Origin of the sequence: Pseudomonas sp. B21-031 (assembly GCF_024748985.1) — a bacterium.
Lineage (GTDB): Bacteria > Pseudomonadota > Gammaproteobacteria > Pseudomonadales > Pseudomonadaceae > Aquipseudomonas > Aquipseudomonas kermanshahensis.
Genome location: NZ_CP087181.1, coordinates 1,673,372 through 1,691,559, shown reverse-complemented (window position 1 = coordinate 1,691,559; position 18,188 = coordinate 1,673,372). Strand labels below are relative to the sequence as shown.

The 18,188-nt window shown below is 63.5% G+C and carries 17 protein-coding genes and 4 tRNA genes; 4 read left to right on the top strand and 17 right to left on the bottom strand.

The features are described 5' to 3' along the window. Window position 1: 1 nt before the first annotated feature. Genes LOY53_RS07675 through LOY53_RS07655 form a run of 5 tightly spaced genes read right to left on the bottom strand, consistent with a single transcriptional unit; the run spans window position 2 to window position 3,848 of the window. Window positions 2–832, bottom strand: coding sequence for a DUF2797 domain-containing protein (locus tag LOY53_RS07675; RefSeq protein ID WP_027596706.1), 831 nt, complete (start codon window positions 830–832; stop codon window positions 2–4). Continuing rightward, window positions 829–1,089: a YeaC family protein gene (locus LOY53_RS07670; RefSeq protein ID WP_051099822.1), complete on the bottom strand. Its 261-nt coding sequence runs from the start codon at window positions 1,087–1,089 to the stop codon at window positions 829–831. The genes LOY53_RS07675 and LOY53_RS07670 overlap by 4 nt, the downstream gene beginning before the upstream one ends. Before the next feature lie 13 nt (window positions 1,090–1,102). Further along, a complete protein-coding gene (locus LOY53_RS07665) occupies window positions 1,103–1,990 on the bottom strand; it encodes a rhomboid family intramembrane serine protease (RefSeq protein WP_027596708.1) in 888 nt (295 codons plus the stop codon). Further along, window positions 1,987–2,958 carry a metallophosphoesterase gene (locus LOY53_RS07660; protein WP_027596709.1) on the bottom strand — a complete coding sequence of 324 codons (972 nt, stop codon included), beginning with the start codon at window positions 2,956–2,958 and terminating at the stop codon, window positions 1,987–1,989. The genes LOY53_RS07665 and LOY53_RS07660 overlap by 4 nt, the downstream gene beginning before the upstream one ends. Next, complete coding sequence (locus LOY53_RS07655) at window positions 2,958–3,848, bottom strand: NAD(+) kinase (RefSeq protein ID WP_027596710.1); 891 nt, start codon at window positions 3,846–3,848, stop codon at window positions 2,958–2,960. Before LOY53_RS07655 ends, LOY53_RS07660 begins: the two co-directional genes overlap by 1 nt. 88 nt (window positions 3,849–3,936) lie before the next feature. On the opposite strand from LOY53_RS07655, the gene LOY53_RS07650 reads away from it, so the two are divergent. Beyond that, window positions 3,937–4,872 (top strand): DUF1853 family protein, encoded by a 936-nt coding sequence (locus LOY53_RS07650; protein WP_258703810.1) that lies wholly within the window; start codon window positions 3,937–3,939, stop codon window positions 4,870–4,872. A 137-nt stretch (window positions 4,873–5,009) separates the two neighbouring features. Then, window positions 5,010–5,555 carry a cytochrome b561 gene (gene cybB / locus LOY53_RS07645; RefSeq protein ID WP_027596712.1) on the top strand — a complete coding sequence of 182 codons (546 nt, stop codon included), beginning with the start codon at window positions 5,010–5,012 and terminating at the stop codon, window positions 5,553–5,555. On the opposite strand, the gene LOY53_RS07640 is transcribed toward cybB, so the two are convergent. Beyond that, window positions 5,546–6,439, bottom strand: coding sequence for a 1-aminocyclopropane-1-carboxylate deaminase/D-cysteine desulfhydrase (locus tag LOY53_RS07640; RefSeq protein WP_252827394.1), 894 nt, complete (start codon window positions 6,437–6,439; stop codon window positions 5,546–5,548). The genes cybB and LOY53_RS07640 overlap by 10 nt on opposite strands. A gap of 78 nt (window positions 6,440–6,517) precedes the next feature. Then, window positions 6,518–8,554 carry an NADPH-dependent 2,4-dienoyl-CoA reductase gene (locus LOY53_RS07635; protein ID WP_258703809.1) on the bottom strand — a complete coding sequence of 679 codons (2,037 nt, stop codon included), beginning with the start codon at window positions 8,552–8,554 and terminating at the stop codon, window positions 6,518–6,520. Window positions 8,555–8,744: 190 nt separating this feature from the next. On the opposite strand from LOY53_RS07635, the gene LOY53_RS07630 reads away from it, so the two are divergent. Continuing rightward, window positions 8,745–9,863 carry a nitrilase-related carbon-nitrogen hydrolase gene (locus LOY53_RS07630; RefSeq protein WP_252827140.1) on the top strand — a complete coding sequence of 373 codons (1,119 nt, stop codon included), beginning with the start codon at window positions 8,745–8,747 and terminating at the stop codon, window positions 9,861–9,863. Window positions 9,864–9,867: 4 nt separating this feature from the next. Beyond that, window positions 9,868–10,908: an AraC family transcriptional regulator gene (locus LOY53_RS07625; protein WP_258703808.1), complete on the top strand. Its 1,041-nt coding sequence runs from the start codon at window positions 9,868–9,870 to the stop codon at window positions 10,906–10,908. 230 nt (window positions 10,909–11,138) lie between these two features. Here LOY53_RS07625 and LOY53_RS07620 read toward each other — a convergent pair whose 3' ends face one another. The 10 genes from LOY53_RS07620 to LOY53_RS07575 form a co-directional block, all read right to left on the bottom strand. Next, entirely contained in the window at window positions 11,139–11,972 is an 834-nt protein-coding gene (locus tag LOY53_RS07620) for a DUF2242 domain-containing protein (RefSeq protein WP_258703807.1), read from the bottom strand. 189 nt (window positions 11,973–12,161) lie between these two features. Continuing rightward, window positions 12,162–12,238, bottom strand: a tRNA-Asp gene (locus LOY53_RS07615). 140 nt (window positions 12,239–12,378) lie between these two features. After that, window positions 12,379–12,455, bottom strand: a tRNA-Asp gene (locus LOY53_RS07610). Window positions 12,456–12,556: 101 nt separating this feature from the next. Then, window positions 12,557–12,633, bottom strand: a tRNA-Asp gene (locus tag LOY53_RS07605). Window positions 12,634–12,725: 92 nt separating this feature from the next. Next, window positions 12,726–12,801: transfer RNA gene (locus LOY53_RS07600), tRNA-Val, on the bottom strand. 319 nt (window positions 12,802–13,120) lie between these two features. Then, window positions 13,121–13,894 carry an SDR family oxidoreductase gene (locus LOY53_RS07595; protein WP_252827137.1) on the bottom strand — a complete coding sequence of 258 codons (774 nt, stop codon included), beginning with the start codon at window positions 13,892–13,894 and terminating at the stop codon, window positions 13,121–13,123. Continuing rightward, window positions 13,891–15,102, bottom strand: coding sequence for an O-succinylhomoserine sulfhydrylase (locus LOY53_RS07590; protein ID WP_085273675.1), 1,212 nt, complete (start codon window positions 15,100–15,102; stop codon window positions 13,891–13,893). The genes LOY53_RS07595 and LOY53_RS07590 overlap by 4 nt, the downstream gene beginning before the upstream one ends. A 15-nt stretch (window positions 15,103–15,117) precedes the next feature. After that, the gene (gene purF, locus LOY53_RS07585) at window positions 15,118–16,623 is read right to left on the bottom strand and encodes an amidophosphoribosyltransferase (RefSeq protein ID WP_027596720.1); all 1,506 of its coding nucleotides are present in this window, start codon (window positions 16,621–16,623) and stop codon (window positions 15,118–15,120) included. A 42-nt stretch (window positions 16,624–16,665) separates the two neighbouring features. Then, entirely contained in the window at window positions 16,666–17,223 is a 558-nt protein-coding gene (locus LOY53_RS07580; protein ID WP_012313468.1) for a CvpA family protein, read from the bottom strand. 296 nt (window positions 17,224–17,519) lie between these two features. Continuing rightward, entirely contained in the window at window positions 17,520–18,185 is a 666-nt protein-coding gene (locus tag LOY53_RS07575) for an SPOR domain-containing protein (RefSeq protein WP_252827136.1), read from the bottom strand. Between the last annotated feature and the right edge of the window lie 3 nt (window positions 18,186–18,188).

Genomic DNA, 18,188 nt, shown 5'->3' with positions numbered 1-18,188 from the left:
TTTACTGGAGCACGGCCAACTGGTAGGCCGTGTACTTGCGAATGTTGATCACGCCGGTGTCGAAGATCAGGTACTGGCCCTTGATGCCCAGCAGCGTGCCTTCCACTACCGGGTTCTTGTCCAGGTTGAAGCTGACGATCTTCGTCGGGTAGGCCTCGACCGGGTAACGCATCTGCACCACTTCGGCATCGGGCAGCGGCTGGATCGCCTGCAAGCCGAAGCGCGCTTGCAGGTCGCGCAGGCCATCGGCACAGGCATCGAAAATCTGTTCACGAATGGCCACCAGGTCCAGCGCTTCGGCGTCACCCTTGAGCAGGGCGCGCCAGTTGGTGCGGTCCGGTACCTGGCTGCGCAGCACGTCTTCGACCAGGCCCGACTGCTGGCGGGTGGCCACGCGCATGATCGGCAGCGCCTGGCTGGCACCCTGGTCAAGCCAGCGCGTGGGCAGCTGGGTGGCGCGGGTAATACCGACCTTGACCCCTGACGAGTTGGCCAGGTAGACCACGTGGTCGGTCATGCAGAACTGCTCGCCCCAGGACGGTTCGCGGCAGGTGCCGGCGTCATAGTGGCAGCGTTCCGGGGCCATGATGCACACGTCGCACTGGGCCAGCTTGGTCATGCACGGGTAGCAGTAACCCTGGCTGAAGCTGGTCTTGGTGCGCTTGCCGCAATGGCTGCAGTGAATGGCGCCGAGGTACTCCAGGCGCAGGCGCTGGCCGATCAACGGGTTGACCGGTACCTGCTCTTCACCCAGGCGAAAGCTGTATTGCACGACCGGTGCTTCAAGGCGCACCGCCATCTTGCTCAAAGAGCCACGAGCGAGTTCGATCAATGTACCGAGTCCGACTTGAACAGAATGTTAGCGATCGGCGCAGACTTCGAGGCACACTCTTGCGGCCCCATGTAGCCGGTGCGCTGGTCTTCGGGGAGGTTTTTCATTTCCCAGGCGATCACCGCCTGCAGTGACAGCTCTTTCTGCTCGGCAGTGAGCTTGCGGCCATCGGACCATTTGCCGATTTCCACGGCCGTTTTCAGGCTCTCGTAGATCTCGGGAGTAATGTTTTCGATCATTTGCGCGAAAGTGGACATAGCGTCTCCTAATTCAAGCCGACAGTTTACGCCGGGCCATGCCGCCACCCAAGAGCCCTGTCAGGCATCCGATGAGCAGGCCGCCGACGTGGGCGGCGTTGGCGATTTGGCCGAAACCGAGCTGGCCGACCACGCCGGTCAGGCACACCACCAGCCAGATGAGCATCATCACCAGCACGCCCTTGGGCAGGTTGAAGTGCGGGTTGGGCGCCAGCCACTGGTACAGCCAGATGTGCCCGAGCAGGCCGTACAGCACCCCGGACAACCCGCCAAACAGGCTCGCGCCACTGGTGTAGTGCTGGGCCAGGTTGGAGACCAGGCTGAACAGCAGGGTCAGCCCCAGCAACAGCCATGGTCCCTGGCGTAGCTCGATACGTTTACCCAGTTCCCAGTACCACAGGCTGTTCATGGCCAGGTGCAGCACGCCGAAATGCAGCAGCATCGGCGACACCAGGCGCCACCATTGGCCTTCGGCGAGGCCCTGAGCCAGTGGGGTGAAGTACAGGTAGTCGCCCTGCACGCGGAAGTCGAGGAAGGTGAACCAGCCAATGGTCGAGAAATTGTCGCCAAGGCCGGTGATGCCGGCAACGATGAAGCACAGCAGCAGGACAGCGGCGGTGACCTTGCAGGCTTTTACCTGATCTTTCAAGGACGGTTGTGTGGGGGCACTCGCGGCTGAATCCCCTTCCACAGGGGCCTGCGCAAGCTCAAGGTCGGCGTTACCGTCGGGATAGCGCTGGTAGAGTTGCAGCACATCCTGGGCCAGCGTGTCGGGGGCCCACAGCACCTGGACTTCACCTTCTTCACTGACCCGGTGTGGCACCTGCAAGCGTTGCAGCAGGTGCACGAAGCCGCTGAGGTCGACCGACAGCGGCAGGCGCATCACTTCGATTATGTTCATTGATTGGCCTGTGGGCGGTCGACGTCGACCCAGACGAACTTGTGCGGGTCGATACGGGTTTCATCATCCAGCCGATAGGCGACCAGCTTGCCGTAAAGCACCGCGCTGTAGTCGAGGCAGGCCAGGTTGTCGCGGATCGGCGCTGGGCGGCCGCTGCGCCAGTAGTGGCCAACGAACAACAAAGGTTCGTCCTCGGCATAGCGCAGCAAGGCGTTCTTCTGGGTATGGCTCAGTGGCGTGCTGGCGACGGCTTCAGGCAGCGCGTCGGGCTGGAACACGATGTCGCCATAGGTTTGCGGGTCTTCTTCCCAGAACTTGGTGCGGAAGAAGGCGCGGGTCAGGCCATCGCCACCGGTCAGGGTCAAGCCGTCCGGCAGGCGCATATCGGTGCCCCGCAGCAGGCGATTGCACACGGTGGCGGCGAAGCTGCCGGGCACAGCCGAGGCCTGGATGAAATGTTCGTCGATGCGCCCGTCCGGGTATTGCTGGCGCAGCGGCTCGATCAGCCGTGGGTCCCAGCAGGCATGCACCAGGCGGAAACGCCCGGCGTCGACGAACAGCGGCAGTTCGTAGAACCAATTGACGAAGTCATGCCAGTCGCCGGGGTGGTGGGCGAACTGCGTGAGGGTCTCGTCGATCAGCCGGGCGTGACGTGGCGTGTGTTCGCGCACATGGGCCTTGCCGCTGCCAGGCAGCGCCGGGGTGACCCAGCCCAGGGCGTTGTACTCATGGTTGCCCATGATGCAGAACGCCTGGCCGGCCTCGACCATGTCGTGCACGATGTGCAATGCCTCGCGGATGCGCGGCCCACGGTCGACGATGTCGCCCAGGAACAATGCCTGGCGCCGCGGGTGACGCCAGACGCCGGCCACACGTTTGTAACCGAGGGCGTCGAGCAAGCGTTCAAGGGTCAGCGCACAGCCATGCACGTCACCGATGATGTCAAAACTTCGCGCCGGATCGAGCATCAGTCGTCCCTGCTTCCAAGGCGGCTGCCCCAGCCGAGTTTGGTACGGCACACTTCGTAGTAATTATGGTCCAGCGGGTGGATAAGGCGCAGTTTCTGCGGCTTCTTGCTCACCGTGATGGTGTCGCCAGGGGCGCAGGTGAAGTGGTTCTGGCCGTCACAGGACACCTGCGGGTAGATCTGCAGGTCCTTGGCCACGACAATCTTCAGTTCGCTGTTGCCGTCCACCACGATCGGCCGGCCCGACAGGGTATGCGGGTACATCGGCACGATGACGATGGCGTCGAGCTTGGGGTGCATGATCGGGCCACCGGCCGACAACGCGTAGGCGGTCGAGCCGGTTGGGGTGGCAACGATCAGGCCGTCGGCCTTCTGGCTGCAGACGAACTGGCCGTCGATGTAGATTTCGAACTCGATCATCCGCGTCGACTTGCCGGGGTGCAAGACCACGTCGTTGAGCGCATCGCCCTGGCCGATGGCCTCGTGGTGACGGCGCACTTCGGCCTGCAGCAGGAAGCGGTTTTCCACCAGGTAGTGGCCGTCGAGCACTTCGGCGACCTTTTCTTCCAACTCGTCAGGGCGGATGTCGGTGAGAAAGCCCAAGTTGCCGCGGTTGATGCCGAGCACCGGAATATTGTGCCGGGCCAGCGCGCGGGCGGCGCCGAGCAGGCTGCCGTCACCGCCGACGACGATGACCAGGTCGCAGACCTCGCCCAGCAGCTTGCGCGTGGACGTCTGCAGGCCGTGGCCGGGCAGGACTTCGGCGATGGTGTCCTCGAGGATCACGTGCAGGTGGCGCTCGAGGAGGAATTTTTTCAGTCGGCGAATGGTGTCGAGCACCTGCGAGCTGCCAAGGCGTCCGATGATACCGATATTGCGAAATTGCTCCATGGGGCTCCTGCGAGGCTCTGCGGCGGGTGACTATGCGCCGATTATGGGCGAAACGACCGGGTAGCGGCAAACCGGCTATGCTCGCTGGATGATGCCTTTCGCCGAACTCCACGACTTACCTCGCCAGTTGCGCCGCCCGGCCGTGCGCGACCTGGCCTGGGCATTGCTGTCGCCCCCGCTGCTGAGCGCCCCGCCCTGCCCCCAGCGCCACCCGTTGGCCGGCAGCGCCTGGGCCGATGATCCGCAACGCCTGAAAGCCTGGCTGCTGGCCCTGGATGCCGACGAGCAAGCGCTGCGCGACAGGCTGGCGCGCCTGACCAGTCGGCGGCTGGGCCTGTACTACGAATGCCTCTGGCAGTTCGCCCTGAGCCAGGCGCCGGGCCTTGAGTTGCTGGCAGCGAACCTGGCGATTCGCGCAGGCGGGCAGACGCTGGGTGAGCTGGACATTCTGCTGAGGGATAACGAAGGGGTGCAGCATTTCGAGTTGGCCATCAAGTTTTATCTGGGGCCTACCCACAGCGATGGCCGAGACCCGACGCAATGGCTTGGCCCAGGTTGCCATGACCGGCTGGGGATCAAATTGGCGCACCTGACTGGGCATCAGTTGCCGATGTCCAGTGGCGCACAGAGCCGCGTGGCCTTGGCCGGGCTTGGCGTGCAGCAGGTGCAGGCGCATCTGTGGCTGGCCGGTTACCTGTTCTACCCCTGGCCTGGGCAGGCAGAACCGCCCGCGGGGGCCAACCCACTGCACCTGCGCGGGCGCTGGTTGCGGCGGCAGGATTGGTCGATGGCCACTGGCGAACGCTGGCAGCCTTTGCCCCGCGATGCCTGGCTGGCACCGGCGCGGGTCGAGGCGGATGAGTGCTGGACGGCACTGCAGTTCGGGGCCTGGCTGCAGGGGCTGGATGAGCATGCGCCGGCGCAGATGTTGGTCAGGCTGGAGCAGGAGGCCGAGGGTGCCTGGTATGAAGTGGAGCGGGTGTTTCTGGTGGCTGATAGCTGGCCACTTTTGCCCACGCGATGATTGTGCCCGCGAAGAGGCCGGTACAAGCAACACAATTTTCACCGACCTGGAGCAAAGATTGGTTCCGCCAAGCGGATACAGTGAGTCCTGAGCGCCACCAAGAGCGCCATTTCAAGACCTGATGATGAGGATCCTCCATGGTTTCATCCAGCCCCACGCAACATTACGCGCGCCTGTCCATCGCCCTGCATTGGCTGATGCTGGTGCTACTGGCCGTCGTATACGCCTGCATCGAGTTTCGCGGCCTGTTCCCCAAGGACAGCGCCGAGCGCAATCTGATGAAGGACCTGCACTTCATGCTGGGCCTGACCGTGTTCGTACTGGTCTGGCTGCGTCTGGCCGTGCGCCTGAGCCGCCCCACCCCGCCCATCCTGCCCAAGCCACCAGCCTGGCAGACCGGCCTTGCCCACCTGATGCACCTGGCGCTGTACCTGCTGATGATCGGCCTACCCCTCGCCGGCTGGCTGATTTTGAGTGCCGCCGACAAGCCAGTCCCTTTTTATGGGCTGGAACTGCCGCACCTCATCGGCGCAGACCCAGACCAGGCCAAATTCATCAAAGGCTGGCATGAACGCATCGGCAGCTGGGGTTACTGGCTGATCGGCCTGCATGCATTGGCCGGGCTGTATCACCACTACGTGCAGCGCGACAACACGCTGCTGCGCATGCTGCCCTACAAATAACCGCGCCGGCCTTGCAGGCCACCGGTATGCAGCACGATCAGGCGGGTGCCGGGCGCGAACAGGCCGGCCTCGACCTGCTCGCGCAGCGCCAGCAGGGCCTTGCCGGTGTAGAGCGCTTCTAGCGGCACGCCTGTGTGCCGCTCGCAAGCGTCGATGAACGCCAGCAGCTCGTCGTCGATCCGAGCGAAGCCGCCCCGGCAGGCATCATGCAGTTGATAGCCACTGCCGCCGGCCAGATCCCTCACAACGTCCGGCACGCCGTGATCGCGGGGCACCGCCAGCGCGCCATGCACGTCATGCGCGCCCGCCTCTGCCAGCACCAGGCCGGCCAACGTTGTACCGGTACCCGCGGCCAGCCACCAGGCGCTGTAATCGTCCCAACCGATCTCGGCCAGTTGCGCGCGCGCCTGCGCGACGATCAACCCGCAACCCTGCGCGCCGGCCAAGCCGCCGCCGCCTTCGGGGATGCAGTGCCAACCGGGGTAGCGTGCCTGCCAGGGTTGCCAGAAACCCGCCTCATGACGGGCGCGGTAGCCGCCATAGCCGAGCCAGTGCACGTGCATGCCCAACGCCTGCAGATCGCGCACCGTCGGCGTGTCCTGAGGGTGGCCACGCAGCAGGCCGGCCGTGGCGAAGCCGAAGCGTTTGCCGGCAGCGGCCAGGGCATGAAGGTGGTTGGAGTGGCTGCCGCCGAGGCTGATCAGGCCAGGAGCACCTGATTCATGGGCGTGCTGGAGGTGGTGGCGCAGCTTGAACCACTTGTTGCCGCTGATCAGGGGGTCAATCAGGTCCAGGCGCAAGATGGCGACTTCGACCTTGGCGTTTTGTAGCCAGGGCAGGTTCAGGGGGTGTAGAGGAGCCTGGGGCAGGTCCAGAAAATCGATAGACATGGATCGGGGCCTGAAGCGAAGGCTTCAGTTTATCAGTGAACATCGGGGGCCGCTTCGCGGCCCCCGGCCATCTCAAAGCTCGGCAGCCAACCGCGAGCCTTGGTTGATCGCCCGCTTGGCATCCAGCTCGGCCGCCACATCCGCGCCACCGATCAAGTGCACCGACTGGCCTGCGGCCAGCAAGCCTTCTTGCAGCTCTCGCAGCGGCTCCTGCCCTGCACAGATCACCACGTTGTCCACCGCCAGCAATTGCGGCTCACCGCCGCCGACCCGAATATGCAAGCCGGCATCATCGATACCCAGGTACTCCACGCCGTTGAGCATCTGCACCTGCTTGTTCTTCAGCCCCGTCCGGTGGATCCAGCCGGTGGTCTTGCCCAACCCGTCGCCGACCTTGGACTGCTTGCGCTGCAGCAGATACACCTGGCGCGCCGGCGCGTGCGGCGCAGCCTTGATGCCGGCCACGCCACCGCGGGCCTCGAGCTGGGTGTCGATGCCCCACTCTTTCCAGAACGCCTCGCGGTCCTGACTGCTGGCCACGCCCTGGTGCACCAGGTATTCGGACACATCGAAACCGATGCCACCCGCGCCAATCACCGCGACCGCCTGGCCGACTGGCTTACGCTGCAGCAGCACGTCCAGGTAGCTGAGCACCTTGGCATGCTCGACCCCCGGGATCGCGGGCGTACGCGGCGCGATGCCGGTGGCCAGGATAACCTCGTCGAAACCGCCGTCCACCAGCGCCTGTACATCGACGCGGGTGTTCAGGCGCAGGTCTACACCAGTGCTGCTCAGCTTGTTACGGAAATAGCGCAGGGTCTCGAAGAACTCTTCCTTGCCCGGCACCCGCTTGGCCACGTTGAACTGCCCGCCGATCTCGCCGGCGGCATCGAACAAAGTGACCTGGTGGCCCCGCTCGGCGGCCACGGTGGCGGCAGCCAGGCCGGCCGGGCCAGCACCGACAACGGCAATACGCTTCACGGTGCGCACAGACAGGTAGTTGAGTTCGGTTTCGTGGCAGGCGCGCGGGTTGACCAGGCAACTGGTCAACTTGCCGCCAAACGTGTGGTCCAGGCAGGCTTGGTTGCAACCGATGCAGGTGTTGATCTCGTCAGCGCGCCCGGCAGCGGCCTTGTTGACGAAATCCGGGTCGGCCAGGAACGGCCGGGCCATCGAGACCATGTCGGCATCGCCTTCGGCGAGCACCACCTCGGCCACTTCCGGGGTGTTGATGCGGTTGGTGGTGATCAGCGGAATGCTCACGGTGCCGCGCAGCTTGGCCGTGACCTTGCTGAACGCCGCCCGCGGCACTTTGGTGGCGATGGTCGGGATACGCGCTTCGTGCCAACCGATACCGGTGTTGATCAGGGTCGCCCCCGCCTGCTCGATGGCCTTGGCCAGCAGCTCGATTTCGTCCCAGGTGCTGCCCCCTTCGACCAGGTCGAGCATCGACAGGCGGAAGATGATGATGAAATTCGGGCCCACCGCCTCACGCACACGGCTGACGATCTCGACGGCCAGGCGCATGCGATTTTCATAGCTGCCCCCCCACCGGTCAGTGCGGTGGTTGGTGTGTGCGGCCAGGAACTGGTTGATGAAGTAGCCTTCCGAACCCATGATCTCGACGCCGTCATAGCCGGCCCGCTGGGCCAGCGCGGCGCAGTTGACGAAGTCGGCGATCTGTTTCTCGATGCCTGCTTCGTCCAGTTCTTTGGGCTTGAACGGGTTGATCGGCGCCTGGATCGCGCTGGGTGCTACCTGGCGCGGGCTGTAGGCATAGCGCCCGGCATGGAGGATCTGCAGGCAGATCTTGCCGCCAGCGGCATGCACCGCCTCGGTCACGATGCGGTGCTTGTCGGCCTCTTCCTCGGTGCTGAGCTTGGCAGCGCCGGAATAGACGCCGCCCTCGTCATTCGGTGCGATACCGCCGGTGACCATCAGGCCGACGCCGCCACGGGCGCGCTCGGCAAAATAGGCCGCCATGCGCTCGAAGCCGCCGGGGCGTTCTTCAAGACCGGTGTGCATCGAGCCCATCAGGGTGCGGTTGCGCAAGGTGGTGAAGCCCAGGTCGAGCGGTGCGAGCAGGTGCGGATAACGGTCGGCAGCCATGGAATGTCCCCATGTGGCGTGATCACGGAATGCGGGTTCCTCGCCGGCCGGCGGGCCCCGTCGTTTATCTGCCCCTGACATTAAACAGCTGTTTGAACAGCCTCAATGATCGAAACTGACAACTTATTGATCCTCCCGCACAGCAGGGCTACCCTAGACAACTCCGACTTCCTAGGCGCTGTACCGCTTCATGCGAAAACTTCTGGCAAGCGCCTTGGCGCTGGTGATGATTGCCGCCCTGTGCGGCTACGGCTTCTGGACCCAGCAGCGCCCGGAAGGCCATTACCTTTCCGACCTGCGCATCGAGCTGGCGCTCAACCATGGCGTGCCCGGTGAGCAAGGCAATTTGCTTGGCGTCGAACCACTGCTCTACCCCAGTGACTACCAGAACCTGCAACGCCTGCACCGCAAGCTTTCGGCCTATTTGCAGCAGGCACGCGTACAGGGACTGGTTGGCCCCCGCACGGTGGTGGTGCTGCCCGAGCACATCGGTACCTGGCTGTGGGCTCGGGGTGAAAAGAACGAGCTGTACCAAGTCACGCAGAGCCGCGAGGCCTTGCAATGGCTAGAGCTGAGCAACCCACTGCGCTATGGCCTGGCCATGCTGCGCGCCAACGCCGACGACTGGCGCAGCGACGCCCACCTGCGCATGAAGGCCGAGCAGATGGCCGCCGATTATCAGCAGGTGTTCGGTGGCCTGGCCAAGGAGTTTGGCGTCACCCTGGTGGCCGGCTCCATCGTGTTGCCTGCCCCGTATGTCAAACAAGGCGTGCTGCACGCCGGCAATGGCCCGTTGTACAACAGCAGCGTGGTGTTTGCCGGCGACGGCTCGCTGCTGGGCCAGCCACAGCGTCAGCAGTACCCGGACAGCGAAACCCGCCGTTTCATCCATGATGGCCGCCAGCAACCGCTGCAGGTGCTGCAAACCCCGGCCGGGCGCCTGGGCGTACTGGTCGGCAGTGACAGCTGGTACCCGGAAAACCACCAGCAACTGGCACAACAATCCGTGCAATTGATCGCCAACCCGGTATTCCTCAGTGGCAAAGGCAGCTGGGAGGCGCCATGGCGTGGCAATCGCCATCAGGACGCGGCGGCCGAGCTCACCCTCAAGCGTGGCGAAGTCAGCGAACAAAACGCCTGGCAACGCCTGACCCAGGCCGCTGGCGAAGACGTCAGCAGCATGAGCGTGTTCATGCGTGGGCAGTTCTGGGAGCAGGCCAGCGATGGCCAGGGCTTCGCCCATCAGTCGGGCCAACTGCTGGCGGGCAACCCCAGCCATGGCGCCCGCCTGCTGAACCTCTGGTTGTAACCCCGTGGCCCGCCCCCGCGTGCGCCTGGGTGATCTGTCGGTAGGGTTTGTCCAGCCACTGGCCGAGGCCCTGCGCGTGCTGGGCCACGACCCTGCGCCCCTGCTGCAACGCTATGGCCTGGATGCTGCACGCCTGGCCGAAGCCGGTGCACGCCTGTCGATCCCGCGTTACATGCACCTTGGGCATGCCGCCATCGCGCTGTGCGCCGAGCCGGCCTTGGGCCTGCACATGGGCCGCCTGAGCCGCATGGCCCATGCAGGCCTTGCGGGCATCACCGCGGCCCAGGCGCCCACAGTGGGCGAAGCGGCGCGTACCTTGTTGCGCTTCGAGCCGCTGTACGCTGCCAACTACCGGGGCCACTCGCGCTTTCAGGAAGATGCCCAAGGCGCCTGGCTGCGTTTTTACTCCATCAGCCCCTACAACACCTACAACCGCTTCGTGGTCGACTCACTGCTCGCCGGCTGGCTGGCGCAACTGGGCGGCCTGGCGGGGACTGTGCTGCAGGCCGAACGGCTTGAAATCGAATTTGCCGCGCCGCCCTATGCCGCCCAGTACCAGGCGCTGTGCAGCACCCCGGTGCAGTTCGGCGCCGACGGTAATCAACTGCGCCTGAGCCGCGCCACCCTGCAGATGGCCAACCCGCAGCACTGCCCGAGCACCTGGCAGCACCTGCTGCAACTTTGCGAAGCGGAGTTGCAACAGCGCACGCGGGTACGCAGCCTGGGCGAACGCATCACGCACCTGCTCGGCCCACTGCTCAATGGCGGCCGCGAACCGGACCTGGACGAAGTGGCGCTGAGCCTGCAACTGCCGACCTGGACATTGCGGCGCAAGCTGGCCGAAGAAGGGACGCGTTTTCGCGACGTGTTGAACGAGACACGGCGCGACCTGGCCGAAACCTACATCCGTGACACGGAGCTGGCTTTCGGCGAAATCGCTTATCTGTTGGGGTTTGCTTCGGCAGAGGCTTTCCAGCGCGCATTCAAGCGCTGGACCGGCCTCACGCCGGGGGAGTTTCGCCGCATTCAGCGGCAGGCCGGCTAAAGTTCGGTGGCGTCGTCGGCGGGTTCCGGAGTGTCCAGTTCGTATGCCTGGAACTCGAGCAGCTCTTCCTGATATTCATCCATTGCCCTGCGTCCTCTTTTCTCATTTGTCTTAGTAGATGTCGCCTTCAACCTAAGCAGGTTGGGTGAAGGAATGATGACAAGCTCATGAGAAGTAAACGTAGCAGGTATCGACGGCGTTATCGCCGCCTGTCTGTAACAGGGAATGTGTCAGAGCGCCGCAGGTGCGGGCTCTGCAGGCTGTGCCTCTTGTTGCACGTGGATAGGCGCAGGCTCGGCGGGCGGCGCTACTGGCTGTGACCCCTGGCTGTCATTCGCCACTGGCGCCGCTGGCACTTCGTTGGCGGGGGCAATGGCGGCAGGAGGCGCTGGGGTGGATTCAGCCGCAGGCGTTACGGGAGCGGCCACAGGCGCTGCAGCCGCCTGCTCCGGCAGCCCCAGGTCTACGGCTGGCTTTTCAACCTTGGCTGCGGGCGCCTCAGGCTCGACCTTTGCCTTAGCCTTGCTGGTCTTTTTCGGCTTCGGCAGATAGCTCTCTACCAGTGCGAAGTAACGGTCGTAGAACTGCGCCGCCGTCACCGTTTCGCTGGCAACCTTGACCATCGAGTCATCACTGGAGCCGATTGGCATGGACACCGAACCCAGCACGCCCACGCCAAGGCTGGCGGAAGTGTTGGATTTCTTCAGGCTGTAGCGGTCCTGCAGGGCGTTGGCGAACATGGTCGAGCGCTGCTCGTCGCTCACGTCGGGTGCGCAGGTGACGTTGAAGCTGATCTGCAGGTGGTTTTCGCTATTCTGCTGGAAGCTCTTGTTGCCGGTCACCTGGTTGGCACCGCTGCTGGTAATGATGTAACCCTGGCTGAGCAAGGCGCGCCGTGCGGCCTCGCAGGAGCCGGCATCGGTCACCGGGAAGCTGCGCGAGAAGGTGCCCGAGTCATCGAAGTTCTCGTGCTCGTAGATGGCGGCTTTTTTTGAGGAACAACCGGTCACGCCCGCCAGCACCAGGGCCAGCCCGAGCGCACCAAAGACGGATGATCTGGTCATTGCGAATTCCGGGTAAGTCGAGAAGGTGCCTATTGTGCATCACTGCGCACGGGCACTGAAACCGTTCATCCGTGAAGAGTCTGTCAGCTTCGTGTAAATGTGGACTGGCAGGGCGTGAAAACGAAAAAAGCGACCCTAAGGTCGCTTTTCGCGTTGCTTCGAGGCGTTCAAGGGGCCTCGAGGCGAAGATGGCGCAGCGGACGGGACTCGAACCCGCGACCCCCGGCGTGACAGGCCGGTATTCTAACCGACTGAACTACCGCTGCGTATCGCTTGGGCTTGCGCCCAGTTGAAACCTGTTGCCTGCTTACTGGCCAAGGGCACAGTGAAGTCAGGCACAAAAAAAGCGACACGTTGATCGCTCTTTTTGTTGCTTCGAAGCGTTCAAGGGGCTTCGAAGCGAAGATGGCGCAGCGGACGGGACTCGAACCCGCGACCCCCGGCGTGACAGGCCGGTATTCTAACCGACTGAACTACCGCTGCGTATCGTTCAGGCTTGCGCCCAATTGAAACTGGGATCGACCTCAGGCATATTTGCCTTTTGGTCTCAGACCGGTGCAAGGCACCCATCTGTTACTAAAAAGTGGCGCAGCGGACGGGACTCGAACCCGCGACCCCCGGCGTGACAGGCCGGTATTCTAACCGACTGAACTACCGCTGCGCATAGTGACTTACGTCTTGGCTTATCAGGCCTTGTTCCTCTCTGGCTATCTGCTTCTTTCGAAGCTTCCTGCACCAGGAACGCTCAGGAAGTGGTGGGTGATGACGGGATCGAACCGCCGACCCTCTGCTTGTAAGGCAGATGCTCTCCCGGCTGAGCTAATCACCCCCGCGATGTTGCTTGTTGCGTTTGCTTCGCTGAGGCCGCGAAATTTACGCAGGTACCGATGCTAAGTCAATACCCCCATTGAATTTTTTTTCAAAAAGGGCAAAAAAGAGGTTTGCCGGTGTGAGGCCACGGATCAATGCTGCCTTCACTGTAGGAGCAGCCTTGTGCTGCGAAGTGGCCGGTGAAAGCACCGACGATTCAGCATGAGCTCGCTGCCCCTTCGCAGCACAAGGCTGCTCCTACACCAAGCGGTTGGGCGATGAATAATCGCTGGAAACAAAAAGGGGACCTTTCGGTCCCCTTCTTAACATCTGACAGCTCAGGTGTAGATCATCTTGCGGGTCATGCCGCCATCGACCACGAATTCCTGGCCGGTGACGAAAGCTGCTTGGCGCGACAACAGCCAGGCCACCATGGCCGCCACGTCTTCCACCGTCCCTACCCTGCCCGTCGGGTGCTGGGCATGGTCGGCGTCAGTCAACGGTTCGGCACGGCGCTGGGAAGGGTCACGTGCATCGATCCACCCCGGGCTCACCGCATTGACACGGATCTCCGGGCCCAGGCTCATGGCCAGGGCATGGGTCAACGCGACCAGGCCGCCCTTGCTTGCCGCATAGGCTTCGGTGTCCGGTTCGGACTGCCGTGCCCGGGTCGAGGTCAGGTTGACGATCGACCCGTTATGCGCACGCAGGTAAGGCGCGCAATGCTTGGCCAGCAGCATCGGGCCATTGAGGTTGACCGCCAGTACCCGGTTCCATTGCGCCAGGCTAAGGCTTTCCAGCGTCTGGTTGTGCGGGTTGGCGATCGCCGCATTGCACACCAACGCGTCGAGCCGACCGAACTGCCCCAGTACCTCGGACACCCCGGCACTGACCTGCGCCTCGTCGGCAACGTCCATGGTGATGAACCAGGCGTTGTCACCCAACGCCTTGGCCACCTTGGCGCCGCGTGGGCGGTCAAGGTCGCTTAGCACCACCTGCCAGCCTTCGCAGATCAACCAGGCGGCAATCCCCAGGCCGATGCCGCGAGCGGCACCGGTCACCAAGGCTACCCGGCCGTTATGGCCTGGCTTACTGCCGCTGATTTCAATCACAGTGCCGCCAACCCACGGGCGAGGTCTGCCTGCAGGTCGGCCACATCTTCAAGGCCCACGGCAACGCGGACCAGGCTGTCGCGGATACCCGCTGCCTCACGCTCCTGCGGCGACAAGCGGCCGTGGGAGGTGGTGGCGGGGTGCGCGATGGTGGTCTTGCTGTCACCCAGGTTGGTGGTGATCGAGATGACCCGCGTGGCATCGATGAAGCGCCAGGCGCCTTCTTTGCCGCCCTTGACCTCGAAGCTGACCACCGCACCAAAGCCGCTCATCTGGCGCTTGGCCAGTTCGTGCTGCGGGTGGCTCGGCAGGCCGGCGTAATGCACCTTCTCGATGCCGTCCTGCTGCTCCAGCCACTCAGCCAGTTGCTGAGCGCTCTCGCAGTGCGCACGCATGCGCAGCTTGAGCGTTTCCAGACCCTTGGTGAAGATCCACGCATTGAACGGGCTGAGGGTCGGGCCTGCGGTACGCAGGAAGCCCACCACTTCTTTCATCTGCTCACTGCGCCCAGCCACCACACCGCCCATGCAACGGCCCTGGCCATCGATGAACTTGGTTGCCGAGTGGAACACGATGTCGGCACCCAGCTTGAGTGGCTGCTGCAGTGCCGGGGTGCTGAAACAGTTGTCCACCACCAGCATGGCGCCACGCGCGTGGGCGACTTCGCTGAGGGCAGTGATATCGACCAGCTCGGCCAACGGGTTGGACGGCGACTCGACGATCAGCAGCTTGGTGTTGGCCTTGATGGCCTTTTCCCAACCCGACAGGTCGACCAGCGGCACATAGTCCACCTCGACGCCGAAGCGCTTGAAGTATTTCTCGAACAGGCTGATGGTCGAGCCGAATACGCTCTGCGACACCAGCACATGGTCACCGGCGCTGCACAGCGACATGACCACGGCGAGGATCGCCGCCATACCGGTGGACGTCGCTACAGCCTGCTCGGCGCCCTCCATGGCCGCCAGGCGTTCCTCGAAGGCACGCACAGTCGGGTTGGTGTAGCGCGAATAGACGTTACCCGGCGTTTCGCCAGCAAAGCGTGCAGCCGCATCGGCGGCCGTACGGAAAACATAGCTGGAGGTCAGAAACAGCGCTTCGCTGTGCTCGGCCTCCGGTGTACGGTTTTGCCCGGCGCGTACCGCCAGGGTGTCGAAGCCGACACCCTCGAGGTCACTGTCCAGTCGTCCGGCATCCCATTGATCCGTCATGCCGTCGCTCCCTAATCAGTTGTTGTAGAGGTCGATGATCGCGCTGACCGCCTGGGTCTTAACCTTCGCCAGGTCGTTACGGGCCTGCTCGATACGATCAAGGTAGGCTGCGTCGATGTCGCCGGTAACGTATTCACCGTTGAACACCGCGCAATCGAAGTGCTCGATCTTGATCTTGCCGCCACCGACCGATTCGATCAGGTCCGGCAGGTCCTGGTAAATCAGCCAGTCGGCGCCGATCAACTCGGCCACCTGTTCGGTGGTGCGGTTGTGGGCGATCAGTTCGTGAGCGCTCGGCATGTCGATGCCGTAGACGTTGGGGTAGCGCACCGCAGGGGCTGCGGAGCAGAAGTAGACGTTCTTGGCGCCGGCTTCGCGGGCCATCTGGATGATCTGCTTGCAGGTGGTGCCGCGCACGATCGAGTCGTCCACCAGCATCACGTTCTTGCCGCGGAATTCCAGCTCGATGGCGTTGAGCTTCTGGCGTACCGATTTCTTGCGCGCGGCCTGGCCGGGCATGATGAAAGTACGGCCGATGTAGCGGTTCTTGACGAAACCTTCGCGGAACTTGACGCCGAGGTGGTTGGCCAGCTCCAGCGCCGCAGTGCGGCTGGTGTCCGGGATCGGGATGACCACGTCGATGTTGTGCTCAGGGCGTTCACGCTGAATTTTCTCAGCCAGCTTCTCGCCCATGCGCAGGCGCGCCTTGTACACCGAGACGCCATCCATGATCGAGTCCGGACGGGCCAGGTAGACGTGTTCGAAGATGCACGGCTGCAGTTTCGGGTTTTGTGCGCACTGTTTGGTGTACAGCTGGCCTTCTTCGGTGATGTACACCGCTTCGCCTGGCGCCAGGTCACGAATCAGGGTGAAGCCGAGCACGTCCAGGGCGACGCTTTCGGAGGCGATCATGTACTCCACACCTTCGTCGGTGTGACGCTGGCCGAACACCACCGGGCGAATACCGTTCGGGTCACGGAAACCGACGATGCCATAACCGGTGACCATCGCCACCACCGCATAACCACCCACGCAGCGGCTGTGCACGTGGGAAACCGCAGCGAACACATCTTCTTCAGTCGGCTGCAGCTTGCCGCGTACGGCCAGCTCGTGGGCGAACACGTTCAGCAGCACTTCCGAGTCGGAATTGGTGTTGACGTGGCGCAGGTCGGACTCGTAGATCTCCTTGGCCAACTGCTCGACGTTGGTCAGGTTGCCGTTGTGCGCCAGGGTGATGCCGTACGGCGAGTTGACGTAGAACGGCTGGGCCTCGGCCGAGGTCGAGCTGCCCGCCGTTGGGTAGCGCACGTGGCCGATACCCATGTGGCCGACCAGGCGCTGCATGTGGCGCTGCTGGAAGACATCGCGCACCAGGCCATTATCCTTGCGCAGGAATAACCGGCCGTCATGGCTGGTCACGATACCGGCAGCGTCCTGGCCGCGGTGCTGGAGGACCGTAAGCGCGTCATACAGCGCCTGATTGACGTTCGACTTACCGACGATACCGACGATGCCACACATGCGACGCAACCCCTACTTTGACGAAACTTGAGTGAATAGCGCTCAGGGCTTTGCCGGCCCGAGCAACTGTTCCTTGAACGGGAGATCAGCCGGTGTGCTGATCACCCCACTGGACATCCACTGGCTGGTGAAACCCAGAATCAGGTTTTTCGACCAGTCAGCGACCAAGAGAAATTGTGGTATCAGGCGTGATTCCTGCCACCAGGTGTCTTGTTGAACCGGCCCCAGGCTAAGCAGCCCGATGGCCACTACCACCAGCAAGGCCCCGCGCGCTGCGCCGAAGGCCATGCCGAGGAAACGATCGGTACCCGACAGCCCGGTCACGCGGATCAGCTCGCCGACAAGGAAGTTGACCATGGCCCCCACCAGCAGGGTGGCGACGAAAAGAATGGCGCAGCCTGCGATGATGCGCATCGATGGCGTCTGGATGTAGCTTTCAAGATACACCGAGAGCGAGCCACCGAACATCCAGGCAACCGCACCGGCAATGATCCAGATGAGCAAGGACAAGGCTTCCTTGACGAAGCCGCGCTTGAGACTGATCAGTGTGGAGACGGCGATGATCGCGATGATCGCCCAATCAACCCAGGTAAATGCCACGGTGCTGCCTGCAGACGTTTGAGGCGGCGCATTTTACCAGAGCGGCGGGCTGGGGGTAAGCGGAATGTCGGGCCGATTAGCGATGGCGAAAGGCCGCTCCTATTAAGACTGGATCGCTGCATGGCCTGCACGGTCTGTAGGTTAGCAACCGCCTTATGTTGGTGGTTCTGGCCTCTTCGCTGGCAAGCCAGCTCCCACAGGTGCGGCGCTAGCCTTGAAGGCTGCACAGTTCGGGTGGGAGCGGCGGTGCGGCGATCCCACTTGTCCCGCGAATGGGCTGCAGAGCAGCCCCTGGCTCAACCTTTTTCAGGCTGGAAGCGCACCACAAAGCCTTTGAGGCTGTGCTTGCGGTTGATTGCATCACGTACGCGCTCGGCCTCGGCGCGCTCGATCAGTGGCCCGACGTACACCCGGTTCATACCGCCCGCCGAGCGGATATAGGCGTTGTAGCCCTGGCTTCGCAACGTCTGCTGCAGGCTTTCTGCCCCGGCACGATTGGACAGGCTGGCCAGCTGGATAGACCAGCTGACCGGCAACCCATTCACGTCGATCTTCGACGGCGCTGCGGGCTTGGCGGCGGCAACGGCAGGCGCAGGTGTGGCGGCTGGCTTGGCTTCAACCTTGGGCGCTGGCGACTTGGCAGCCTGGACCTGCGTTTGCGTCTGCGTCTGCGGGGATGGCGTAATCGGCTGGCTAGGCGTGCTGGCTGGCGCGGTAGACTCGTCAACCACCACCGGTGGCTGCTGCGGCTCCTCTGCAAGCACCTGCGGCTCCGGCACGGCGACCGGCTCCACTTGCACTTCTGGCAGGCTCGGCATGGCCGGCGCCTGCGGGGCCTCGACACGCACCTGGCGCATCTCGTCCTCGCGGGTGAACAGCATCGGCAGGAAGATCACCGCCAGCGCCACCAGCACCAACGCACCCACCATGCGCTGTTTCATCCCTTTATCCAGCACTGCCATCTA